Source organism: Sanguibacter biliveldensis (assembly GCF_033798665.1).
In the GTDB taxonomy this organism is placed as follows: domain Bacteria; phylum Actinomycetota; class Actinomycetes; order Actinomycetales; family Cellulomonadaceae; genus Sanguibacter; species Sanguibacter inulinus.
This window is the reverse complement of sequence record NZ_CP138359.1, coordinates 1,963,329-1,987,215: the sequence shown is the minus strand read 5'-3', so window position 1 is coordinate 1,987,215 and position 23,887 is coordinate 1,963,329. Positions and strand designations below refer to the sequence as shown.

Genomic DNA, 23,887 nt, shown 5'->3' with positions numbered 1-23,887 from the left:
CCTGGCGACGGCGTCCGTCAGGTCCCCGAGATCACCCTGTCACGCACGACCCTGCGCAGGACCTTGCCGATCTGCGACCTGGGCAGGTCCTTCATGATGACCAGCTGCTTGGGCAGCGCGTAGCGGGCGACGTTCTTCTCGCACCAGGCCCGGACGGCCTCGAGGTCGACACCCGTGGCGTCGCGTGCCAGCACGAGGGCCGCGACGACCTTCTCCCCCAGGTCACCGCCCGGCAGACCGACCACCGCGACGTCCTCGACACCAGGCATGGTCCGCAGGCAGTCTTCGACCTGCGACGGGAAGACCTTGAACCCTCCGGTGATGATCATCTCCTTGATGCGGTCCACGGCCTGGACGAACCCGCCGTCGTGCATGACGACTACGTCACCGGTCCGCACCCAGATCTTGCCCTGGAGCTCGACGAGCGACTCGGCAGTGTCCTCCGGGCGCTCCCAGTAGCCCGCGAAGACCTGCGGTCCGCTGATGAGCAGCTCGCCGCGCTCCCCGGACCCGAGGATCTTCGTCGGGTCGTCCTGGTCGACCACGAGGATGTCGGTCGAGGGGAAGGGCAGACCGAGCATGCCCGGCCGACGCTGGTCGGAGAGGGGGCTGCCGAGGGCGACCGGGGAGGTCTCGGTCATGCCGTACCCCTCGATCGCGAGGCCGCCGGTCACCTCTTCCCAGGCCTCCGCCGTCGCGAGCGGGATCGGCATCGCACCGCAGATGGCGTACCGGAAGCTCGTGAGGTCGGCGCCGGACTCCTTCGCCGCAGCCGACAGCCTGTCGAGCATCGGGGGCACCGCGGGCAAGAACGACCCGGGCAGCCGCTTCTGGGTCGCCAGGACGGACGCCACGTTGAACTTGGGGAACAGCACGAGCGTCGCGCCGATCCGCATCGCGTAGGTGAGGCAGAGCATGAGGCCGAAGGCGTGGAAGAACGGGAGCACGCCGTAGACGACCTCGTGGCCGTCCTCCTCGACAGACTCACGCTCAGCCCCGGTCCACTCGGTGCCCTGCACGACGTTGGCCACGAGGTTGCGGTGGGTGAGCATCGCACCCTTCGGGGTCCCGGTCGTGCCCCCTGTGTACTGCAGGAGAGCGAGGTCTTCGGGCTCCGGGTACGGGTGGTCGGCGGGCAGCGGCGACGCCTTCGAGACCAGCTCGTGCCAGTAGGTCGTGCCCGAGGGCAGGGCGGCACGCATCGTCGCCCGGAGGGCCTTGGCCTTGCTGATCGGGAGGGAGAGCGCCAGGCGCTTGAGCGTGGGCAGGTCGCGAGACATGTCGACGGCGATCACCGTCCGGACCGGCGTCTGCGCCTGGACCTCGAGGACCCGGACCGCTGTGTGCTCCCAGCAGATCGCGACCACGGCGCCAGAGTCCGTGAGCTGGTGCGCGAGCTCGCCTGCGGTGTACGTCGGGTTGTGCTCGACGACGACAGCACCGATCCGCAACGTCGCGTAGAAGGCGACCACGTGCGAGGCGAGGTTCGGGAGCGCGATCGCGACCCTGTCACCCGGGCCGACACCGAGGTCGAGCAGGGCGCTCGCAGCGCGGCGGACCTGGTCGAGAAGCTCGGCGTAGGTGGTCGTCGAGCCCATGAAGTCGAGGGCAGGTCTGTCGGGGAAACGCTCGGCGGCGCGCTCGAGCGAGGCTGTCAGCGGTTCGTCGGGCACGGTGATGTCGTGCGCGACTCCGGGCGCGTAGGAGGACAGCCACGGGCGGTGTTCGATCGACGAGGTCACCCGTCGAGAATAACTTACGGACCCGTAACCTACGGGGCCGTAGGTCCCGAGAGGCCCGACGGTCGCAGAACCTCCCCACCTGCTACGACTCCTCGCCACACGACGCACGCAGGCCCGGACCGTGGGCGGTCCGGGCCTGCGTGCGGTGGCGTCTCCCTCGAGGACGAGGGGTCAGGCCAGGATGGTCGGCTTCAGCTCGAGGATGCGGCCGAGGAGCCCGTTGACGAAGACTGGCGAGTCGTCGGTCGAGAGCGACCTGGACAGCTCGACGGCCTCGTCGATCGCGACGGCGTCGGGGACGTCGTCGTTGAAGAGGATCTCCCAGGTGCCGATGCGCAGCAGCGCACGGTCCACGGCGGGCATGCGGTCGAGCGACCACTCGTGCGAATAGGTCTCGAGGAGCTCGTCGATCCGGTCGAGGCGGTCGATGACCCCTTCGACGATGTCGGCGGAGTACTGCGGCAGGGCTGCCTCGGTCCCCGGCTCGGCCACCCGGTCCGCGAGGAGGGTGATCGGGTCGAGGTGACGCTGCTCGGCCTCGAAGAGCACGTCGAGCGCGCGCTTGCGGGCCTTGGTCCTGGCTCCCACGTCAGTCGTTCACTCGGCCGAGGTAGCTCGAGTCGCGGGTGTCGACCTTGACCTTGGTGCCCTGCTCGAGGAACAGCGGGACCTGGATCACGTGACCGGTCTCGAGGGTGGCCGGCTTGGTGCCACCGGTCGAGCGGTCGCCCTGCAGGCCCGGCTCGCTGTAGGTGATCTCGAGGACGACCGACGGCGGCAGCTCGATGTAGAGAACTGTGCCCTCGTTGGTCGCGACGTTGACGACCTGGCTCTCGAGGAGGAAGTTGGCGGCGTCGCCGACGACCACCTCGGGAATGTTGATCTGGTCGTACGTGGTCTGGTCCATGAACACGTAGTCCGTGCCGTCCTTGTAGAGATACTGCATGTCGCTCTTGTCGACGGTCGCAGTCTCGATCTTCAGGCCGGCGTTGAAGGTCTTGTCGACCGTCTTGCCCGAGGTCACGTTCTTCATCTTGGTGCGGACGAACGCGCCACCCTTGCCGGGCTTGACGTGCTGGAAGTCGATGACGGTCCAGAGCTGGCCGTCGAGCTTGAGCACAGTGCCGTTCTTGATGTCGTTGGTGGTAGCCACGGTGGTCTTCCTGTCGAGTGTTCAAGGATCAGGCACCCGACGACCGGACGACGAGCCCCGGCACCGGCGAGGTGCAGGGCTGATCAGGGAGCGGACCGCACGAGAGCGTGGGCCAGTCTACCTCAGCCGATCCACCACAGACCGAGGACCCCGAGACCAGCAGCCCAGACGATCGAGGCGAGCGTCCCGACGACGAAACGCTCCGAGGCACCCGGGTTGTCCTTGAGCTCGGGGTACCTGCCCAGCCCCTTGATCGCCACGAGGATCGCGATGCCACCCGGATAGCCGACGAGGATCAGACCCGTCACCGCGAGACGCTCGAGGATGCCGATCCAGGTGCCGCCGCGCAGGGCGGCGACGGCGGTGGGGCCGGTCGGGCCGGGATCGGCGGGGCCCGGGGCGGCACCCGCCTGCTGTCCGGAGCCGGTCGGGTCTGCGGCACCGGGAGCAGAGGTGCCCGTCGGCGGACCGGCGGTCGAGGTGGCTGGGCTCGCGGGATCACTGGCGGCACCTCCCCCGGCTCCGCTGGCCGACTCGGCAGCACCTGTGCGCGCGGCCAGGTGCAGCACGCCACGTGTGACGTAGTAACCACCGACGATGCTCAGCACGATCAGCCCGGCGGCGATCGCCAGGGCGATCCCGGTGCTCGTCTGGCCGTGGACCGGTGGGTGCCCGTCGGGCAGGTAGGGCTGGACCTCTGCGACGAGGGTGGCGAGGTTCCCGGTGCCGAGCACCGCGCCGTTCATCAGACCCATCAAGACATCTCCCCTGCAGTCGACTGAGCCGCACGCTACACGCAGGGTCCGTCACAGGGAACGCTGCGACGGGTGGGACTGCGCGTCGCGCTCAGATGGTGTCGAGCTCGCCGAGGAGCCTTGCGGCAACGGGCAGGGCGGCTCGCTCTTCGGCCCAGAGTGCGGCGCGCACGCGCTGGCTCACGGCCTGCTCGCTCACCCCGAGCCTCCGCGCGACCTCGCGCTGGGTCGCGTCAGCACCAGACCTCTCGAGGTCGACCAGGAGGTCGACGACCTCCCAGCCAGCAGTAGACCGGCGCTCGACCACCGCGCCGAGCAGGTGGACGACCGCCTCGACGTCGGCTGACGCCGGGCCGTCCGCACCCTGGATCGCGACGGGGACAGCCGAGGAGCGCCGCTTGGCACGGTCGATCGCGGCGCGGGCCCTGACGAAGGCGGGTCCGGAAGCCTCGCGGCTGTGCTCCGGGAGCGGGTCCTGCACCTCCCCCACGCCGACGCCGGCCCGCCATCCGCCGAGACGGACGATCTCCAGCACGAGTGCGAGAGCCGTCGAGGGCGACGCCACGACAGCCTGGACCTCGTCCCCGACGGTCCGCTCGAAGGGCAGCTCGATGCCGTCGAGGCGCGCGCCCCAGACCTCCGCGCGGGCCAAGAAGTCGGGGACCTTGTCCCCGCGGGTCGTGCTGCGCTGCTGGTCTACCGTGAGGACGATCATGGCTCAAGGCTAAGCGCTTGATCCCTGGTGTTCAAGGATGTGTTCCCGACTGTGGGTGCTCTCCTCGAGCTGCTACAGGCGCGCGCACGCGCTTGGCACACTATTTTTGAGAGATGTCAGAGGCGGTCTCTCAGGTCGACTCCGGACCTCAGCCCAGCGGTTCAGCCGGCGAGAGCGAGCAGCGCCAGCCTGTACGAGTCGAAGCCGAACCCCGCGACGGTCCCCGTGGCGACAGGCCCGACGACCGAGAGGTGACGGAACTCCTCCCGGGCGTACGGGTTGGAGATGTGCACCTCGACCAGGCGCAGTCCCCCCTTGGTCACCTGCGCGGCCGCGTCGCGGAGCGCGTAGGAGTAGTGCGTGAACGCAGCCGGGTTGAGCACCACGTCGCTGCGCGTGTCGACAGCCTCGTGGAGCCAGTGCACCAGCTCGGACTCGTCGTCGGTCTGGCGGACCTCGACCTCGAGGCCGAGCTCGCTCCCCCACCGGGCGCCGGACTCGACGAGGTCGGCGAAGGACAGAGAGCCGTAGACCTCAGGCTCTCGTACGCCGAGTCGTCCGAGGTTGGGGCCGTTGAGGAGAAGCACACGTGTCATGCCCGGGAGCCTAGTACGCGGGTCCCCCGACAGGAGACCTGTGCCCACGGACACCGGGTGTGCGGCGGCGCGTCAGGTCGCCGCAGTCTGAGCCTCGACGATCGGAGGGCGACGCTCGGCCGACTCGACGGCGTTGCCCGCCCACCACTCGCGGCGCCCGTCGCTCGACCGGACCCGCACCGGGCCGCCGATGCCACGGCCGCGGCCCGTGCGGCGGAAGATCTCCACGGTCACCGGACCGGTGATGTCCCCGTGCTCAGCACCACCCGGGAGCGTGAGGTGCAGGTACGGCAGACCCTGCGCATCGCGGTCGTCCCAGGCGACCACCTGGCGTCCCTGGCTGTTCCCGCTGCCGAGGCCGCGGGCGCTGCGCACCTCGACGGGGATGCCGCGGGCAGCGACCGCCCAGCTCCGGCGGTCCGAGACCGCCATGAGCAGCACCCCGACGGCGAAGGCCGCCAGGAGCAGCACGAAGAAGGCGCACGCCCACCCCGCAGTCTCGCCCCACAACGTCACGGCGCCCACGACGACTCCCGCGGTCGCGGCCCAGAGCAGTGCCACCCCGATCCACAGGCTCGAGGAGAGCGAGGAGCGTGCGGCCCGGAACGAGGCGTCCGCGGTGAGTGGAGAGGTCATGCCGTCATGCTGCACGGCCGGACGCCCGAGCGCACCCTGCCGCGGTGGGGAGTCCTGCCCTGCGCCCAGAGCACGGACCTCTTCACCCCGACTCTCTCGACGAGCCGCCGGGCACAGCGCGCTCGTCTGCGACGACGACCGTGGCTGGCCGACGGCACACCGCTCTTCGACTAGAGCGGCAGCACGTCAGCGGCGGCGGGTCGGCTAGAGCGAGATGGCCCTGCTGGTCGGGGCGTCCGCGCTGATCTCGGCGTAGGCGGCGGCGAGCAGCGTCGGGTCGGGGCCTTCGAGGCGGGTCGGCTTGCCGATGCCGTCGAGCACGACGAAGCGCAGCAGGTCGCCACGGGACTTCTTGTCGCGGCGCATCACGGCGAGCAGCTGCTCCCAGCGGTCGCCGCGGTACGTCAGCGGGAGACCGACCGACGCGAGGATCGACCTGTGGCGGTCGACGACCTCGTCGTCGAGGCGACCAGCAAGACGCGCGAGCTCGGCCGCGAAGACCATGCCCACGGACACGGCAGCGCCGTGACGCCAGGCGTAGCGCTCGACCTGCTCGATCGCGTGGGCGAGGGTGTGGCCGTAGTTGAGGATCTCGCGGAGCGAGGCCTCCTTGAGGTCTTCGCTGACGACGCGCGCCTTGACGGCCACGCTGCGCTCGACGAGCTCACGGACGACGTCCCAGAGATGGTCGTCGATGCTCGCGGGCCAGGTGCCGAGGGCCTCGGCGTTGGCCTCGACGAGGTCGAGGATCACCGGGTCGGCGATGAACCCTGTCTTGATGATCTCGCCGAGCCCTGCCACGAAGTCCCAGCGCGGCAGCGTCTCGAGCGCGACGAGGTCGCACAGCACGCCGACGGGTGAGTGGAAGGCACCCACGAGGTTCTTGCCCTCGGCCGTGTTGATACCCGTCTTGCCGCCGACAGCCGCGTCGACCATCGCGAGCAGGGTCGTCGGGATGTGCACCACGGAGATGCCGCGCAGCCATGTGGCGGCGATGAAGCCGGCGACGTCGGTCGTCGCTCCCCCGCCGAGCGAGACGATCGCGTCGCTGCGCGTGAAGTCCGACTGGCCGAGCACCTGCCAGCAGAAGGCCACGACATCGACAGACTTCGCTCCCTCGGCGTCGGGGATGACGGCGAGGAGCGCCTCGTAGCCCTGCGCGAGGAGGTCTTCGCGGACGACCGCAGCCGAGGCCTCCATCGCCTCGGTGTGCACGACGAGGACCTTCTTGACGCCGGTGCCGAGCAGGCGGGGCAGCTCGCCGAGCAGCTGCTTGCCGATGAGCACGTCGTAGGAGTGCTCTGCGTCGACGCGCACGACGGAAGGGGACGGCACAGTGGCGGTCTCGGGCGTGGCAGTCGTCTCGTCGGTCACGACGGGTCCTCCGGTGGGGTGGGACGGACCAGGGCCTCGTGGATCTCACGGGCGACCTGGGCGGCGGTCTTGGCGTCGGTGTCGACGCGGTGGGTGGCGATCCGCTCGTACACGGGGCGACGCGCCTCCATGAGGCTCGCCCACTTCGCACGAGGGTTGCCGAGCAGCAGAGGGCGCGCCTGGTTGAAGCCGACACGGGGCGCGACGTGGGTGAGGCTCACGTCGAGGAACACGACGGCGCCGCCGTCGTGCGTGTACGCCTCGAGGGCGGCCTGGCTCAGCGGGTCGAGGACGGCCCCGCCCCCGAGGGCGAGCACTCCCTCGTGGACGGCCAGGGCTGTCGTCACGGCTTCACGCTCGAGAGCGCGGAAGTGCGGCTCGCCGTCGTCGACGAAGATCTCGGCGATGGCCTTTCCGGTCGTCACCTCGATGTCGGTGTCGGTGTCGCGCAGGTCGACGCCGAGCAGCCCGGCGAGCAGCCGGGCAGTGGTCGACTTGCCGGACCCGGGCGGGCCGACGAGCACCACACGCGGGCTCTGCGCCCCTGCGCCTGTCGGTGACACGATCAGCGCAGCAGCTCGGGGATGGCGGCCAGGTACGCCTCGGCGTTGCGACGCACCTCGCCGACGGAGTCGCCGCCGAACTTCTCGAGGACCACGTCGACGAGGGTCAGCGCGACCATCGCCTCGGCGACCACGGCTGCCGGCGGGACGGCGCAGACGTCGCTGCGCTGGTGCTGGGCAGTCGCCGGCTCCCCCGTCGCGACGTCGACCGTCGCGAGGGCGCGCGGAACCGTCGAGATGGGCTTCATCGCGGCGCGGACCCTCAGGACCTCGCCGTTGCTCATGCCGCCCTCGATGCCACCGGCACGGTTGGTGCGGCGGCGCAGACGGCCGTCCTCGTCGCGGTCGATCTCGTCATGAGCCTGCGAACCTCGGCGGGCGGCCGTGCGGAAACCGTCACCGACCTCGACACCCTTGATGGCCTGGATGCCCATGAGGGCCGCGGCGAGCTTCGCGTCGAGGCGACGGTCGCCGTGCGTGTACGAGCCGAGACCCGTCGGCACACCGTAGGCGAGGACCTCGACGACACCACCGAGGGTGTCGGCGTCCTTGTGGCACGCGTCGATCTCGGCGACCATCGCGTCCGAGGTGGTCTTGTCGAAACAACGAACCGGGTCGGCGTCGAGGTACGCGACGTCCTCGGGCGACGGGAGCACGGCGTCCTCAGGGGTGAAGACCGGGCCGATGCTCGTCACGTGCGACACGAGACGGATGCCGAGAGCCTGCTCGAGGAACTTCGCGGCGACGGCGCCGAGGGCGACACGCGTCGCGGTCTCCCGGGCGGAGGCGCGCTCGAGGACCGGGCGGGCGTCGTCGAAGGCGTACTTGCGCATGCCGACGAGGTCGGCGTGGCCCGGACGCGGACGGGTGAGCGGCGCGTTGCGCGCACGGTTGAGCAGCTCGGGCGCAACCGGGTCGGAGGCCATGACGTCGACCCACTTGGGCCACTCCGTGTTGCCGATCTCGATCGCGAGCGGACCACCCTGGGTGATGCCATGCCGCAGACCGGCGAGGATGCGCACCTCGTCCTGCTCGAACTTCATCCGGGCGCCGCGGCCGTAGCCGAGACGACGGCGCGCGAGCGCGTCCTGGATGTCCGAGGTCAGCACCTCCACACCTGCGGGGACACCCTCGACGATGCCCACGAGTGCAGGGCCGTGCGATTCACCTGAAGTCAGCCAACGAAGCATGCGGACATCTTCCCACGGACCAGGGACGACGACGCCGGGCGCCCGAGTGTCGGACGCCCGGCGTGGGCGGGTGGGGCTGGGTGGGTCAGCCGACGGTCTCCACGGGAGCAGCATCAGCCGCAGCCGGGTCCACCGGCACCTCGACGGTGACAGCAGCGTCGGGCGACAGCACGTAGACGTACCCGGTGATGGTCTGCTCGGCGTCCCCCTGCGCGGTCGCCGGGCGGCCACCCGAGGCCTCGGCCTCGTCCTGGCCCTCGATCGTGAGCCCGTTGACCGAGAGCAACCGTGGGTTGGCCTGCTGGAGGTCGTCGAGGAAGAGGGTGGTGTTCTCGTAGGTCCCGAGCACCCCGATCGTCAGCGGGATCGCGTAGAGACCACCGACCCCGTCACCGGAGGTCGCAGCGACGTCAGTGGGTGCGGCACCGTCGACAGGCGCGACAGGCATGACCTCGACCGCGGGTCCGGTCTCGACATTGAGGACCGTGACGCCGCGAGCGGCTGCAGTCGTCCCGACGACCAGGTTGTACTCCGTCAGGAGCGGGCTCGCTGGCACGTTCTGCTGGATCGTGGCCAGCTCGGCCTCGAGCTCAGGGAGCCGCTCGAACTCCTTCTTGAGCGCTGCGTTCTGGACCCGGAGCTGGCCGTTGCGCAGCTCCGCGGCCTCTGCGTCGGTGTGCGCGACGGAAGCCTCGTCGAGCGTCGGGGACGCAAGCAAGAACCATGACAACGCGATGATGACGAGGGAGAGCACGGCTGCTCCGACGACCCACGTCGATGACTTGACCTGGCTCATCACTCGCCTCCTTCTTCAGACTCTGTGAAACGCCCGGTGTGGACGCTCGGGTCGACCTGCACGTGCGCGACCACCTCGTAGACGGGGACCTGGGCGTCGTCCTCGGTCAGCGACGACGTGTCGAGCGTCGCCCCGAGGAATCCGGGGACGGCGGACATGCTCGCCAACCAGCTGGAGGTGTCGATGACAGTCGGCGACTCGATCGCCACGACGATCCCTGCGAAGCCCTGGACCTGGAGCGCGTCGAGGGCGGCCGGAGCGCCGTTCATCGGTCCGGCCGACTCGACGACGATGTTCGTCACCTGAGCACCGAGCGGCAGCGTCGCGAGGATCGCGTCCGTCTGCGGCTTCCACAGGGTCTCGTTCGAGGTGATGAGCGCGCGGGCCGCCTCGCTGTCGGTGATGCGCGCCTTGATCGCCGGGACCTCGGCATAGGTCGTCTGCTCACGGAGCAACGTCGACGTCTGCATCTGTGCGGTGTCGCGTGCCTCGACCGCCGAGCTGAGCTCGGAGGTGGAGTAGTACCAGAGCCCACCGGCGACGACCACGCTGCCGGCGACGCCGCAGAGCAGGTAGAGCTTGAGACGCTGCAGCGCACGACGTTCGCGCACCGCTGGCGGGAGCAGGTTGACCTGCGGGAGCGCGGGGGCCCCCGAGACCATGGGTCTGTAGGGCTCGAGCGCGCTGCGCACCGGGGCCTCGGTCGTCTGGCTCATGCCACTGCTCCCATCGCGAGGCCCACGGAGACGGCGACCGACTGGTGCGCAGCTCCTGAAGGGTCGGTCGAGCGGAGCGCAGCCCCGCCCTTCATGGACCCGAGCGGGTCGGCCAACGAGACGCCGACCCGGGCTGCCGTCGAGAGGTACTGACCCAGACCGGGCAGACCCGCACCTCCACCTGTCAGGAGCACGGTGTCGACCCCGCCTGCCGGGTTCTTCATCGAGTAGAAGGACAGGGTGTTGCGCACGGCCTCGACGAGCACGTGACCGATCTGCGCGACTGCCTCGGCGGCCTGACGGTACTCAGGCGGGACAGGCATGCCGATCCCGACCGACCGCTTGACCGTCTCGGCGTCGGTCTCGGAGATCTGCATCGACGAGGCGATCGCCTCGGTGATGTCGTGACCGCCTGTCGGCAGCGTCCGGACGAACCGCGGTGCGCCGCGGTCGACGACCACGACGTCGGTGATACGAGCGCCGAGGTCCACGACGGCGACGGTGCGAGAGGCCCACGGGCCACGAGCCACCGAACGGGTCAGGGCGAAGGCGTTGATGTCCACCATCACCGGGTTCAGACCGGCCTCTTCGACAGCAGCGGTGTTGGCGAGGACGGTGTCCTTGGTCGCGGCGACGAGCAGACCTTCGACCACGGTGCCGTGCTGGCCCTCGTACGTCCCGGTCGGGAGGTAGTCGAGGAGGGCGTCTTCGACGGCGACCGGCAGGAACTCCTTGACCTGGTACGGCAACGATGCGCGCAGCTGTGCCATGGGCATGGAGGGGAGGTCGAGGTCACGGACCAGCACACGCTGGTTGCCGACCCCGATCACCACCTCCTTGGTGCTGAACTTGTTCTCCCGCCAGAGCTGCTTGATCGCTGTCGCGACAGCCCCCGGCTCGACGACCTCGCCGTCGCGCACAGCACCGACCGGGAGCCCGACCTGTGCGAAACGCAGCACCTCCGGCTCGACCGTCGTCCCGCGCTTCGTGTCGTACTTGATCTCGGCAGCACGCACGTACGTGCTGCCGATGTCGAGGCCTATCGCTCGTGACTTCGTCACCGAGGCTCTCCTTCGTCGATTCTTCGTGTCGTCCGCCCTGACCATCGGAACGGAGCAGCACCTACTTGAGCCGCGGCGCACGCTGTCTGCGGTTGAAAAAGTGGTGAGGCCTCAGAGCATCAGGTCGAGGTAGGCAGAGAAGATCTGCTCACCTGCGCCGATGCCGAGCGCGGCGCCGAGCATCATCCACGGGCCGAAGGGGATGCCAGAACCCCGGCCGGCCCGCCGGAGGACGACGAGCACGAGCGCGAAGGCTCCACCCAGGACGAAGGCTGAGAAGGCACCCACGGCCAACGCACCCCAGCCCACCCAGGCGAGCAGGGCTCCGAGGATGCCCGCCAGCTTGACGTCACCGAGCCCCATGCCTGCGGGGTAGGCGAAGACCATCAGGAAGTAGGCGACGAAGAGGATCGCTCCCCCGGCGGCTGCTCTGGCCAGAGCGCCCCAGTCTCCGGTGCCAGCCGCCGCGGTCACGAGCAGGACCGCGACGACGACGTAGGACGGGAGGACGATCGCGTCCGGGAGCCTGTGCAGCCGGATGTCGATGACCGTCAGCGCCACAGCGATCGCCGCACCGTAGAGGTACGCGGGGAGGTCCCACGCGAGGCCGAACCTCAGGAAGACGAGGACGAAGAGGACACCTGTCGCGAGCTCGACCGCGGGGTAGACGGCTGAGATCCGCTCTCCGCACCCGCGGCAGCGGGCCCGCAGGACGAGCCAGGACAGCACGGGGACGTTCTCGACGGCACGGATCTGCCGGCCGCACCCGGGGCATGCGCTCGGAGGACGGACGACAGACTCTCCTCGGGGGACGCGCCAGGCCACCACGTTGAGGAAGGAGCCGACGCACAGCCCGAGCACCGCGACCAGGGCGATCATCGGCGCCGTCGCGAGGTCGCGCTCATCGGTAGCCGCCCGACTCGTCGAAGACCTTGTCGACCTCGACCCACAGGCTCACGCCGTAGGTGGTGGTCACGGGAGAGAGGAACTTCGGGGGCGCCGTGTAGCGGAACCTGTCGTCGTAGATGTACGACTTCGCGTAGCCGTTGGAGCCTGAGCGCACGATCCCTCGGAACTTCTGGGCGATCGCGCCGTAGACGTTCAGCGTCCCTCGGTTGTCGCCCTTGTCGTAGTTCTGCACCTGGAACGTGTGGGCGACAGACAGGATCGCCGCCTTGATCGTGCGGTTGGACCCCAGGAGCGCCTTTTTACCGGAGTCCACAGGGTTCCATACCCAGACCGCGTTGTTGCCGATCAGCCCCAGGAGGTCGTTCTCGACGTCCTTGTACGTGATGTCGCCGACGGCATAGATGTAGTTCTCGGCAGCGACCGTGAGCTGGCCGGCGAGGGTTCCCGACACGAAGGCGTCGCCGTTGCGGCAGCCGTACGACGTGGTCGAGGGCGCGACCTCGTTGGCGGCCGGGTAGCCGATTCCGTTGCCGACACCTGACGTGCCGACTCCAGTGCACTTGAGGCCCGACGGGAGCGCAGCACTCGCCCAGTAGTTCGGGTCGGACGTCACTGTCGGCACGTTCTGCACATAGACGACATTGTACTCAGGGACTTTGAAGGTCGCTCCCCCGGCGCTGCCGAGGCCGTTCGACCCCGTGCCGACGGTGCCGCAGGCGGCAGGTGCTGTGCCGCTCGTGGCCGGAGACCCGGCGACATTCGTCGCCTTCGTCCACGGCGACCGCACGGTCATGTTCCCGTTGCTCGAGAAGGTGATGGTCGTCGGTCCCGTGTAGAGGCACCCAGGGCGCGGCACCTCGCCGGGAAGGTCGGACCGCACCTCACGCCTCAGCTCGGAGTTGGTCGCCGGCATGCCGATGACCGGGGAGTAGGCGGGACTGTTCGGGAGCGTGAACGTGGCTCCGGCGCACGATGTCCAGCTGGAGTTACGAGCGGCGAACTTGCGCCCTGATGCTGGGTTGTAGGCGGTCGTCACCGGCCCCTTGAAGGTCGCGTCACAGATTCTCATGACGTCGTTCGAGTGCGCGGGACCATCGACGACATCGTTGCTACCGAAGGCGATCTCGCTGCACTGGTTGCCCGACAAGCCTCCAGGCCGACCCGCCCAGGCGTACTTCGCACAGGTGGCCTCGCTCTTCCCGGAGTTCGCAGGGTCCTGGATCTCGTAGTCCGTGAAGTAGAGGAAGTCGATGAACCCGCTCTGCTTGAGGTCGGCGACGATCGACCGGGTGTCCCCGCCTGCCCGGCCGGTCGACCGCAGCTTGATGGTCCCGGAGGCGGCGTAGGCCGAGGTGTCGACCTCGTACCTGTACGAGGCCGCCCCTCCGCTGCCCGGGATGGTCGCCCAGGTCCCAGCGGTGCCGATGCCGAAGGCCGGGTTCGTCGATCCGCCGGACGGGAGCGCGACCTTCGAAGTCTTCGAGAACGTCGCGGCCGGGTTGCCGTACTGGAAATAGCTCGTGTCGTTGGCGAGCCGGCTCTGGTACTCCTCGATACCGGCATAGGCGGCCGCGATCGCACCACTCCAGTCCTGGTCCGCGCGCGACTTGCGCATCGAGCCGACCGCCAGCGCGATCCCGGCGACGATTGCGATGGTCAGGACCGAGCACACCCCGATGACGAGCACGAGGGCCATGCCGCTGTCGTCGCCGCGGCGGGCAGAGAGTCGTCGCATCATGGGGTGGCCTTGTCCTTGATCGTCTGGGAGAGGTTCGGCATGCCGATGGTGTTCTGCAGGCGGACGGGCGAGACGTCGCCGGTCTTGTCGGCCTGGACCTGGAAGGACACCTCGACCGAGCGCACCAGTCCGCAGCTCGTCGTGGTCGTGGCGTTGCACGATCCCGAGACCGGCTTGCCGTCCGCCCCGAGATACAGGAAGAGAGGGGTCGTCGCGGTCGGAGTCACGACGTCGCGGGCGATGACACGACTGGTCGCCTGAGCCCCGAAGGTCCAGTACGGCGCGGAGCCGGCGACGGCCGACTGCCGGGTCTCGGTGAGCACACCGGCAGCGCTGAGCACGAAGCTCACCTTGATCGGGGCGAGCGTCGAGGACTTGGCATCGACGAAGGAGGTGATGGTCATCGAGGTCGGCGTGGCGATCGAGAAGGCCGACAGAGGCTGCTTCCCCGACTGCCGGATCTCCGCTCCCCCGCGTACGACGCGAGACATCTCGTTCATCGCGATCGCGGCGGCGCTCGAGCTCGAGTGCGCAAGCTTGTCGTCGGACAGGGACCGCGACATCGTCACGAAAAGAGTGGTGACCAGCAGGCTCATCAGCGCGATGAGCATCATTGTCACGAGGAGCTCGGGGAGGCCGAGCCCTCGGTCGTCGTGGCGGGCCCGAGACATCAGGCCGCCAGGTGCGTCGTCTGCGCCCGGGGCGTGTTCCACGCGGCTCACGGGACGACCTCGACCCGCGGGTCGAGCAGGACGGTGCCGGGCGCTGGCACCGACCCGCGGGTCTTCAGTGCCATCTGGGTCGCGGGGACGACACCCGTCGGAGCCAGGTTGGGACCGCGGGTGATGGTCCAGGTCCCCGGGGGCAGCGCGATCGTCGGGGCCGAGGCAGCACTCGCCGCCGTCGTCCCGAGGTCGAAGGTATAGGTCATCGGCTCAGAGCACCCGGGGGTGCCAGGCTGCGGCGCAGCGGTCTTGGCCTGGATGTAGCGGCCGTTCCCACCGACCTGCAGCACGCCCATCCAGACGTCGGCCGTCACCGACCCGCCGGGAGTCGTCGTGACGGGGGTCGCCGGAGGCGGCCCGAAGGTCACGGCTCCCTCGACGACAGGTTGCCAGCGCGACGGATCGACAGCGACGCAGCCCGCGCTGGACTCGCTCTCCTCGACGAACGTGCCGGCGACGACCGAGTACCCCGAGGCGAAGGGGAAGACCTTCGAGGACGCCGTCCCGGTGGGCGGGCGATAGGTGCCGTAGGACGAGACGTAGGAGAGGTCGAGGGCCGAAGGCGTCAGGACCTTCTCGCCCGGCAGGGGGATGTAATTCGCCGCGAGCCTCGGCGTGACCGTCGCCGCCTGGTCGTACTGGAAACCGGCCGAAGCCGACGTCCCTGGGCCCACGCCGATCGTCAGCGTGCCCACGGAGTTCTGCTTGTGGTCGACGTACCCGGCCCGGCTCACCTTGACGTCGTAGTTGCCGGGGACGACCTTGAGGATGTACGAGCAACCCTGGGCGTCGGTCGCGGCAGGCGTCACGGCGAGGCCCTTCGCGCCGTTCGCCGGGTTGCCGACAGTGGCCGAGACGCCGACGCCGGGGCGTCCTGTGCCGTCACCGGAGAGGACGGAGACGAGGATCGTGCCCAGGGTCGGGTCGTTGAGGTGCGTGTCCGGGCTCACGACGGTGTCGGAGCGCACGGGCTGGGTCTGGCTGCGCATGTTGTCCCACGTCACCTCGACGTTGACGCGCTTGTAGCGGAGCGTCGATCCTGCGGCCGAGCCGCTCGTGCCGCACTGGAGGTCCTGCCCGGGATCGGTGACCCAGCGTGTGGTGCGCTTGACGTGGTACGTCGTGTCGTTGACCTGGACGGCACGCTCGCCGTCGAGCAGCTCGAAGAGGTCACCGGAAGTCCGGGCGTCGTCGACCTCTTCCGAGGCGAGATTGAGCGCCACCTGGCGGGCCCGGGAGTCGCGCGTCACAGAGAGCATCGACAGCATCGTGAAGATGATGCCTGTCGAGATCACCGCGAAGATCATCATCGCGACGAGGACCTCGACGAGAGACATGCCCTCGTCGTCGGGCCGGTCGGGAGGGGTGCGACGCATCGACGATGCTCCTCTGGAATCAGGGATTGGTTGAATAGGCAGGACAGCTCTGGTGCCACAGAGAACGAGCCTTGCGACGCCGCTGCTGGGCGTCGCAAGGCTCGTCGGTCAGGCAAGTATCACGGCGCCTTCGGGGGCGTGATCTTGCCTGTCGTGCTGTCGTACGTCCATGTGCCGGTCAGGTTGTTGTGGCCAGCAGTGATCGTGTAGGCGGTGCCCTTGTCCTTCGCGGTGACGACGGGCAACGTAACACCGTCGGTCTGGTTGTAGCCGTTTGCCGTGAGGTCCGCCGCGGTGAACTTGTCGAACGAACCGTTGTGCTCTGTCGCGTACGACTCGACCGAGATCGACGCGTTCTTCAGGTCAGACGTGACAGCCGAAGCCCACGCCTTCTCGCGCTGCTTGAGGAATGCCGGGATGGCGATCGCGGCGAGGATACCGATGATGATGATGACGACAAGGAGCTCGATGAGCGTGAAACCCTTGTCCTTCTTGGCCACTGCCTGGTGGAAGCGAATGAGCACCGAAGGCTCCGTTCTGTGTCGTGTGAAAGGGATAAGTACCGGTCGCGTGGAGCCCCCGGTGGCCGTACGCTCATTCATCGGTCCATGCTGAGAGGAACCTGAGCCCTGAAGGAGAGAATCTTCGACTTCACCCGCTCGCCCGGTCGCGGGCTCCGGCCGACAGGCGTACGACGTCAGCCGATGAGCTCGAAGATGGAGAAGATCGGCATGTAGAGGGCCACGATCATGCCGCCGATGAGGATGCCGAGCACGAGGATCATGAGCGGCTCGATGAGGCTCGTCAGCTGTTCGGTCGTCGCCTCGACCTCTTGGTCGTAGAACTGCGCGATCTTCTCGAGCATGCTGTCGAGGGCGCCGGTGTCTTCACCGACGGCCATCATCTGGGTCACCATCGGCGGGAACACCGAGTGCTGGGCCAGCGGTGCGGTGAGCGCCTGACCAGACCGGACGGACGTCTGGACGTCCTTGACCGCATTGGCGATGACCATGTTGCCACTGGTCTCCCCGACGATCTCGAGCGCCTGGAGGATCGGTACGCCTGCGCTGAGCATCGTGCCGAAGTTCCGCGTGAAGCGCGCGACGGCCACCTTCTTGAAGAGGTTTCCGAACACCGGCAGCTTGAGCTTGAAGGGGTCGACCGCAGACCGGACAGCATCGTCGTTCTTGTGCTTTCCCCACCACACCGCGAAGACGAGCAGCCCGACGACGAGCGGTGGCAGCACGAACTTCATCGAGCCTGACAAGAACACGAGGAACTGTGTCGGCGCAGGCAGCGCACCGCCGAGGTCTGTGAACATCTTCTCGAACACCGGCACGATGAACAGCAGCATGCCGATGACCGCGAGGATCGCGATGCAGAACACCACGACGGGATAGGTCATCGCCGACTTGATCTTCGACCTGAGCTTGACCTCGGCCTCGAAGTTCTCTGCGACAGAGACCAGCACCTGGTCGAGGAATCCCCCCACCTCGCCCGCTCGGATCATGTTGAGCATGAGCGGGGGGAACACGGCCGGGTGACGGGCGAGCGAGTCAGACAACGACGACCCCGTCTCGATGTCGGTACGCACGGTCGAGAGAATCTTCTGCAGCGCCGAGTTCTCGGTCTGCTCCGCGAGGATGGACAGCGCGCGGAGCAGGCTGAGCCCTGACGTGATCATCGTCGCGAGCTGGCGCGACATGATCGACAGGTCTTTCATCTTGATCGACGAGCCCATCCCGGGGATGGTGATCTCGCGCTGCAGCCCGGTGTTCTGCACCTCGCTGATCGACAGCGGCGCGACACCCATCGTCTTGAGCCGCGTCGCGACGGCGCCCTCGTTGTTCGCCTCGATGCGCCCCTTGGTGATCTTCCCCTTGGGGTCGCGCAGCGTGTACTCGTAGGTGCGTGCCGCCATGGTCAGAATCCTCCGATGTTGGTCGCGGCCTGCTGGAGCGCCGCACCACCCTGGTTCATCCGGGCCTGGCGCCCGGTGAGCTTGTTGTAGTCCTCGACGTGATGGCACTTCTCGAGACCGGTCTCGTAGGAGATCTGACCTGTGCGGACGAGGTCGGCGAGGTGCTGGTCGAGGGTGTGCATGCCGAGCTGCTGACCGGCCTGCATCGCCGAGTAGATCTGGTGCGTCTTGCCCTCGCGGACGAGGTTGCGGATCGCGGGTGTGGCGACCAGCACCTCGGTCGCGACGATGCGGCCCGGCCGACCGGTCCGCTTGCAGAGGGTCTGGCAGACCACACCCTGCAGCGCGCCAGCGAGCTGCACCCGCACCTGCTCCTGCTGCTCGGCGGGGAACACGTCGATGATGCGGTCGACAGTCTGCGCGGCGTCCTGGGTGTGCAGGGTCGCGAAGACGAGGTGACCGGTCTCGGCCGCGGTGAGCGCGACCGAGATGGTCTCGAGGTCGCGCATCTCTCCGACGAGGATGATGTCGGGGTCCTGACGCAGCACGTGCTTGAGCGCGTTGGCGAAGCTGTGGGTGTCCGCCCCGACCTCGCGCTGGTTGATGATCGACTTCTTGTGGTCGTGCAGGAACTCGATCGGGTCCTCGACCGTCATGATGTGGTCGGAGCGCGTGCGGTTCGCGAGGTCCACGAGAGCCGCGAGAGTTGTCGACTTGCCCGAGCCCGTCGGACCCGTGACGAGGACGAGACCGCGCGGCAGGCCCGCGAAGTTCGCGACGACCCCGGGAACACCGAGGTCTTCGAGCGGTTTGATCTCGTACGGGATGAGGCGCATCGCCGCACCGATCGAGTCCCGCTGCTGGAAGTAGTTGACGCGGAAGCGCGCGAGCCCGCGGACCGAGTACGAGAAGTCCAGCTCGAGGTTGGTCTCGAACTTCTCGCGCTGACGCTGCGTGAGGATGCCGTAGAGGGAACGACGGAGCCCGTCACCGTCGAGCACACTCTGTCCCTCGAGCGGGACGAGCGACCCGTTGCGGCGCATCATCGGGACCGACCCGACGGTGAGGTGCAGGTCAGAGGCACCCGCCTGGACCATCTCGCGCAGGACGGCGTCGAGCTCGACGTCGTTCGCCTCGCGCTCCTGGTTCATCCCGAGGCGACCGGGGGCGGACGCCGCGCGGCCTCCGGCGCGCGCCGGAGGAGCAGCCGGCCCCGCAGGGTTCGAGGACTGCGCGACCTGCGCCTCAGGCGCCCGGTCCGTCGACTGACCCTGCGGAGGAGTGCCGAGCCCCTGTGCGGCAGGGTCGTCGATCACCCGGACGCGGGGCGCCGGGGCTGGTTCCTGGCGCGGGCCACCCCAGCGCAGGCCACCGCTCGACGGATGAGGCGTCTGGGCCGTGGGGGCTGGAGCAGTCCACTGCTGCGCAGGTCCGGGGGCGGGCGCGGAGTGGACGGGACCCGACCCGGCGACAGGAGCAGGGCCCGTGTACATGGTCCCCGCGAGCGGTGCCGGCGCGGAGATCGGTGCCGAGGCCTGCGGGGCGGGCGCGTAGGCCGACCCTGCTGCTGGTACACCCGCGAACGCCGCTGGTGCCTGCAGTGGTGCTGGTGCCGGTGACGGCACCGCCACGGTGCCGAGCGTCCCCATCTGCTCGGCGAGCGACCGCCGGGTGGGCGGAGCGGCGACTGTCTGGCCCTGAGGCGCCGGCGCCGAGAGGTGGTCAGCCGTCAAGACCCTCCGTCGAAGGTCCGGAGCGTGCTCGCCGTGTTCGCTCACTTGTCAGCCTCTCACCTGGTCTGTCGTGCGGTCTGCGCGACGACTGTCTATCGGCGGGAAGTCCGACCGACTTAAGCCACGACGCGGAGGATCTCCTCGATCGACGTCTGCCCTGCGGCGACCTTCATCCATCCGTCGTCGCGAAGGCTGTGCATGCCCTGTGAGATGGCGGTCTTCGCGATCTCTGCTGCCGATGACCGCGCGACGGCGTGACGTTCGATCTCCTCCGTGACACGCATGACCTCGTGGAGCGCGAGCCGCCCTCGGTATCCCGTCCCCGAGCACGACGTGCACCCTAGCGGCCTGTGCAGCACAGGCTTCGCCTCCCCCTCCGCCCACGGGAACCGCGCCGCGACGAGCTCCACGTCGCTCGGCTCGTAGGGCTCCTTGCACTTCCCGCACAGCCGCCGCGCGAGCCTCTGAGCCACGATGCAGTCGATCGCCGACCCGACGAGGAACGGCTCGATCCCCATCTCGACGAGGCGCGTGATCGCCGACGGTGCGTCGTTGGTGTGCAGGGTCGAGAGCACGAGGTGACCTGTGAGCGCGGCCTCGATGGCGATCTGCGCCGTCTCGTGGTCGCGGATCTCACCGAGCAGCACGACGTCGGGGTCGGAGCGCAGGATGGACCGCAGCGCCCCGGCGAAGGTCAGACCGGCCTTGGGGTTCACCTGCACCTGGTTGATGCCAGGCAGGCGGTACTCGACGGGGTCTTCGACGGTGATGACGTTGATCTCCGGCTTGGACACGGCGTTGAGCGTCGCGTACAGGGTGGTCGACTTGCCCGACCCTGTCGGCCCGGTCACGAGGATCATGCCGTAGGGCTTGTTGTACGCCTCGGAGTAGACCTCGTAGTTCTCGTCGCCGAAGGACAGGTCGCGCAGGTCCAGGCTGGCGGTCGAGTTGTCGAGGATACGCATGACGATCTTCTCGCCCCACACCGTCGGCAGGGTCGCGACACGGAGGTCGATCTTGCGGCCGTTGTGCGTGACGGACATGCGGCCGTCTTGAGGCTTGCGGCGTTCTGCGATGTCGATGTCGGAGAGGATCTTCACCCGGGAGACCACTCCCCCGGTGATGTTCTTGGGCGACCGCTGCATCTCGTGGAGCACACCGTCGATCCTGTACCGCACCCGCAGGTCGTGCTCGCTCGGCTCGATGTGGATGTCGGAGGCCCGGTCGGTGATGGCCTGCGTGACGATGAGGTTCACGTACCGCACGATCGGTGCGTCGTCGTCGACCGAGTCGCCGATCTTGGTGAGGTCGACGTCGTCGGTGCGCATCTCCTCGGTGAAGGCGCTCGTGAGGTTGTCCATCTCGTCGTCGGCGCGGACGAACCTGTCGATCGCGCGCGAGAGGTCTTCGTGCGTGGCGACGACGGGCAGCACCTGCATGCCGGTCGAGGAGCGGACGTCGTCGACCGCGAGGACGTTGCCGGGGTCGGCCATGGCGAGCACGATCGCGTCGCCCTCGAAGGCGATCGGCAGCACCGTGTACCGACGGCAGACCGCTCCGGTGAGCCGGCCGACAGCCGCGCGGTCGACGGGGAAGGTGTCGAGGTCGACGAACTGCATGCCGACCTGCGCGGCCAGCGCCGAGACGAGCTGCCCCTCGGACAGCACACCGAGCTCGACGAGGACACGACCGAGGCTGGTGCCGCGGACCACCTGCTCGTCGAGGGCTGCCATCAGCTGGGCCTCGCTGACGAGTCCTTCCTCGAGCAGGATCTCTCCGAGCTGCTTCATGACCACTCCTCACCTCGCTGCCGCAGGAGGTCCCGCGGCAGTCTTGACGTGAAAGGTGTCTCGGCACGACGAGGACCGACCTTGAGCAGGAGTAGCGCACGTCACCCTGACGATGAGACACGGTCGAGGGCCGACAGCCGGCAATCAGTGTGCGAGGGCCGCCTCGAGCGCGTCGTCCATCGCCTGGACCGGCGCGACGTGCCCGGTCATGAGCCGCACCTGCTCGGCCGCCTGGTGCAGCAGCATGCGCTGCCCGGGGACGGCCGTACCACCGGCGTCGCGCCAGGCTGCAGAGAGCGCCGTGACGCGCGGGTCGTACGCGACGTCCAGCAGGACGCCGTGCACAGGCTGACCCAGTGCGAGGATCTCCTCCGCGACGGCGTCTGCCCCGTGCGCGGGGAGCGTCGAGACGACGACGTCGGCTCGCACGGCCGCAGCCGCGGCCTCGGTGATCGGGTGGAAGCGGGGCACGAGGCCCATGCGGTGCGCTGCGCGCTGCAGGTCGCCGGTGCGCCCGAGCGAGCGGACGTACACGTCGGCTGTCGGGATGCCGAGCTCAGCGAGAGCCGCGAGGGTCGAGGCCGCCGTCGCACCGGCACCGAGGACGACAGCACTCCGCGGACCGAGGTCCTGCGTGCCACCAGTGCTCGCGGCTGCGCTGGACGAGGCTGCGGAGCTGGCCCCGGCGACCGGGTGCCCGTGCCCGTCGTCGCCTCCGCGCGAGCCCGTCTGCGAACCGCCCTCACGCAGAGCAGCGACGAGGCCGTAGACGTCGGTGTTCGCGCCCACCAGCGTCCGCGAGGCACCAGCCCCCTGGAAGACGACGGTGTTGACGGCACCCGTCACGACGGCGAGAGCATCGACGTGGTCGAGCATCCCCATCACGGTCTGCTTGAGGGGCATCGTCAGGCTGAGCCCCTTCCACGAGTCGTCGAGACCTGCGAGGAAGGACTCCAGCGTGTCCTCGGTGACGTCGACGGCCTCATAGCCCCAGTCGTCGAGCCCCAGCGACTCGTACGCCGCCCGGTGGAGGACAGGCGAGAGCGAGTGCCCGATCGGGTGCCCGAGGACTGCGGCGCGAGATCTTACTGGCGGGCGTCCAGCCATGCCTGGTACTCCCTGCGGTTCACGTTGTGCTCGTCGTTCGTCTCAGCGAACTTCGTCTCGCCCGTGTCGGGGTTCACCGTGACGAAGTAGAGGTAGTCCGTCTCCGGTGCGTTCAGCACGGCCTCGATCGACGTGCGGCTGGGCGCCGCGATCGCCGTCGGCGGCAGGCCGGTGTTGAGGTACGTGTTGTACGGAGAGTCGATCGCGCGCTGGTCTGACGTGGTCGTCGCGTCCGCCGAGGTACCCACGAGGTAGTGGATCGTCGAGTCCATCTGCAGGCGCATGCCGTCTTCGATGCGGTTGTTGATGACCCCGGCGACGAGCGCCTGGTCTTCTGCGCTGATGTTGCCCGACTCCTGCTGGACGATCGAGGCCTCGGTGAGCACCTGCTGGCGGTCTGCCGCAGGGACGCCGAGCTCGTCGAGGGTCGCCACGGTCCCGGCGACCATCTCGGCGACCATCTCGGTCGGCGCAGTGTCTTCACCGAACTGGTACTGCTTGGGCGCGAGCCAGCCCTCGTAGCTGCCGCCGGCCTCGGCAGGCAGACCGGTCGCAGCGACGTCAGCCATCGCCGTCTCGAAGTCGGCCTCAGGGATCCCGGTGACCTCAGACAGCTTGGTGACCGTCGTGGCGACGCTGTACCCGGGGCGCTGGTCGACGAGGAAGTCCGAGCGGTTCCCGGTGTCGAGCAAGAACTCGACAGCACGCGCAGCGGGCATCTCCTCGCGCAGCGTGTAGGTACCCGGCTGGATCGAGCCTGCAGCAGGGTTGGCGGTGTACGCGGAGACGAAGGCCGGCACCGAGGCCACGACGTTGGCGTCGAGCAGAGCCTGACCGATCGCGGTCCCCGTCGCGCCCTGCGCCACAGTCACCTGGACAGAGCCTGTGCCGGGCCCGGGGAAGTCCTGGGCTGCCTCGTCGCGGCTCAGCGGGTTGAGCCCGGAGAAGAAGTCTCCTCCGCGGTCCCACACGACGTAGCCGATGCCACCGAGCACGGCGAGGGAGAGGACCACGGCGACCAGGGCGCGCCGACGGCGCTTCGCGGCACGGCGACGTGCTTCGCGCAGCGCCCGCTTCTGAGCCCTGGAGAGCTGTCGCTCGTCCTCCGGCTGCTCAGAGACGGCGGGTCCTTCGAAGAGATCGTTCACCGGATGGAGCCTCCACTGTCATGACGAATGTCCTGCGCCCCCACAGACAATCTGACAACCTACTGCACCACGCCACAGATTGACATCTGACGTCAACCCGTCGGCGGGCCGCGCCCGCACCCTCAGGATACGTCCTGCGCGCT

23 protein-coding genes are annotated in these 23,887 nt (G+C 68.8%); all 23 read right to left on the bottom strand.

The window, feature by feature from the left end; all coding sequences use genetic code 11:
* Positions 1 to 17 precede the first annotated feature (17 nt).
* The 23 genes from SANBI_RS08680 to mltG all read right to left on the bottom strand — a co-directional run bounded on the left by SANBI_RS08680 (position 18) and on the right by mltG (position 23,744).
* Positions 18 to 1,742 carry an AMP-binding protein gene (locus SANBI_RS08680; RefSeq protein WP_319160852.1) on the bottom strand — a complete coding sequence of 575 codons (1,725 nt, stop codon included), beginning with the start codon at positions 1,740 to 1,742 and terminating at the stop codon, positions 18 to 20.
* A 171-nt stretch (positions 1,743 to 1,913) separates the two neighbouring features.
* Positions 1,914 to 2,330, bottom strand: a complete 417-nt coding sequence (gene nusB / locus SANBI_RS08675; protein ID WP_056132643.1) for a transcription antitermination factor NusB — start codon at positions 2,328 to 2,330, stop codon at positions 1,914 to 1,916.
* Between the two features lies 1 nt (position 2,331).
* Positions 2,332 to 2,895 carry an elongation factor P gene (gene efp, locus SANBI_RS08670; protein WP_179912415.1) on the bottom strand — a complete coding sequence of 188 codons (564 nt, stop codon included), beginning with the start codon at positions 2,893 to 2,895 and terminating at the stop codon, positions 2,332 to 2,334.
* A 122-nt stretch (positions 2,896 to 3,017) separates the two neighbouring features.
* On the bottom strand, positions 3,018 to 3,650 hold the full coding sequence (locus tag SANBI_RS08665; protein WP_319160849.1) for a hypothetical protein: 633 nt from the start codon (positions 3,648 to 3,650) through the stop codon (positions 3,018 to 3,020).
* Between the two features lie 91 nt (positions 3,651 to 3,741).
* A complete protein-coding gene (locus tag SANBI_RS08660; RefSeq protein WP_319160847.1) occupies positions 3,742 to 4,365 on the bottom strand; it encodes a SatD family protein in 624 nt (207 codons plus the stop codon).
* A 161-nt stretch (positions 4,366 to 4,526) separates the two neighbouring features.
* A complete protein-coding gene (locus SANBI_RS08655) occupies positions 4,527 to 4,961 on the bottom strand; it encodes a type II 3-dehydroquinate dehydratase (RefSeq protein WP_056132634.1) in 435 nt (144 codons plus the stop codon).
* 72 nt (positions 4,962 to 5,033) lie between these two features.
* Positions 5,034 to 5,597 (bottom strand): hypothetical protein, encoded by a 564-nt coding sequence (locus SANBI_RS08650; RefSeq protein WP_319160844.1) that lies wholly within the window; start codon positions 5,595 to 5,597, stop codon positions 5,034 to 5,036.
* A 204-nt stretch (positions 5,598 to 5,801) separates the two neighbouring features.
* Positions 5,802 to 6,971 carry a 3-dehydroquinate synthase gene (aroB, locus tag SANBI_RS08645; RefSeq protein WP_408669745.1) on the bottom strand — a complete coding sequence of 390 codons (1,170 nt, stop codon included), beginning with the start codon at positions 6,969 to 6,971 and terminating at the stop codon, positions 5,802 to 5,804.
* Entirely contained in the window at positions 6,968 to 7,540 is a 573-nt protein-coding gene (locus SANBI_RS08640; RefSeq protein ID WP_408669756.1) for a shikimate kinase, read from the bottom strand. Before SANBI_RS08640 ends, aroB begins: the two co-directional genes overlap by 4 nt.
* Complete coding sequence (gene aroC / locus SANBI_RS08635; protein ID WP_319160840.1) at positions 7,537 to 8,724, bottom strand: chorismate synthase; 1,188 nt, start codon at positions 8,722 to 8,724, stop codon at positions 7,537 to 7,539. The genes SANBI_RS08640 and aroC overlap by 4 nt, the downstream gene beginning before the upstream one ends.
* An 85-nt stretch (positions 8,725 to 8,809) precedes the next feature.
* On the bottom strand, positions 8,810 to 9,520 hold the full coding sequence (locus SANBI_RS08630) for a hypothetical protein (protein WP_319160838.1): 711 nt from the start codon (positions 9,518 to 9,520) through the stop codon (positions 8,810 to 8,812).
* Positions 9,520 to 10,236 carry a PilN domain-containing protein gene (locus SANBI_RS08625; protein WP_319160836.1) on the bottom strand — a complete coding sequence of 239 codons (717 nt, stop codon included), beginning with the start codon at positions 10,234 to 10,236 and terminating at the stop codon, positions 9,520 to 9,522. Before SANBI_RS08625 ends, SANBI_RS08630 begins: the two co-directional genes overlap by 1 nt.
* Entirely contained in the window at positions 10,233 to 11,297 is a 1,065-nt protein-coding gene (pilM, locus tag SANBI_RS08620; protein ID WP_319160834.1) for a type IV pilus assembly protein PilM, read from the bottom strand. The genes SANBI_RS08625 and pilM overlap by 4 nt, the downstream gene beginning before the upstream one ends.
* 111 nt (positions 11,298 to 11,408) lie before the next feature.
* Entirely contained in the window at positions 11,409 to 12,176 is a 768-nt protein-coding gene (locus SANBI_RS08615; protein WP_319160832.1) for a prepilin peptidase, read from the bottom strand.
* Between the two features lie 22 nt (positions 12,177 to 12,198).
* A complete protein-coding gene (locus tag SANBI_RS08610; protein ID WP_319160830.1) occupies positions 12,199 to 13,944 on the bottom strand; it encodes a hypothetical protein in 1,746 nt (581 codons plus the stop codon).
* Positions 13,941 to 14,666, bottom strand: coding sequence for a PulJ/GspJ family protein (locus tag SANBI_RS08605; protein ID WP_319160827.1), 726 nt, complete (start codon positions 14,664 to 14,666; stop codon positions 13,941 to 13,943). The genes SANBI_RS08610 and SANBI_RS08605 overlap by 4 nt, the downstream gene beginning before the upstream one ends.
* Positions 14,663 to 16,045, bottom strand: a complete 1,383-nt coding sequence (locus tag SANBI_RS08600) for a prepilin-type N-terminal cleavage/methylation domain-containing protein (protein ID WP_319160825.1) — start codon at positions 16,043 to 16,045, stop codon at positions 14,663 to 14,665. Before SANBI_RS08600 ends, SANBI_RS08605 begins: the two co-directional genes overlap by 4 nt.
* 119 nt (positions 16,046 to 16,164) lie before the next feature.
* Entirely contained in the window at positions 16,165 to 16,569 is a 405-nt protein-coding gene (locus SANBI_RS08595) for a prepilin-type N-terminal cleavage/methylation domain-containing protein (protein WP_319160823.1), read from the bottom strand.
* 173 nt (positions 16,570 to 16,742) lie between these two features.
* Positions 16,743 to 17,966: a type II secretion system F family protein gene (locus SANBI_RS08590; RefSeq protein ID WP_319160820.1), complete on the bottom strand. Its 1,224-nt coding sequence runs from the start codon at positions 17,964 to 17,966 to the stop codon at positions 16,743 to 16,745.
* Between the two features lie 2 nt (positions 17,967 to 17,968).
* The gene (locus SANBI_RS08585; RefSeq protein ID WP_319160818.1) at positions 17,969 to 19,699 is read right to left on the bottom strand and encodes a PilT/PilU family type 4a pilus ATPase; all 1,731 of its coding nucleotides are present in this window, start codon (positions 19,697 to 19,699) and stop codon (positions 17,969 to 17,971) included.
* 116 nt (positions 19,700 to 19,815) lie between these two features.
* Positions 19,816 to 21,489 (bottom strand): GspE/PulE family protein, encoded by a 1,674-nt coding sequence (locus SANBI_RS08580; protein WP_319160816.1) that lies wholly within the window; start codon positions 21,487 to 21,489, stop codon positions 19,816 to 19,818.
* A gap of 144 nt (positions 21,490 to 21,633) precedes the next feature.
* Positions 21,634 to 22,596 (bottom strand): shikimate dehydrogenase, encoded by a 963-nt coding sequence (locus SANBI_RS08575; protein WP_319160814.1) that lies wholly within the window; start codon positions 22,594 to 22,596, stop codon positions 21,634 to 21,636.
* A complete protein-coding gene (mltG, locus tag SANBI_RS08570; RefSeq protein ID WP_319160812.1) occupies positions 22,575 to 23,744 on the bottom strand; it encodes an endolytic transglycosylase MltG in 1,170 nt (389 codons plus the stop codon). The genes SANBI_RS08575 and mltG overlap by 22 nt, the downstream gene beginning before the upstream one ends.
* Positions 23,745 to 23,887 lie beyond the last annotated feature (143 nt).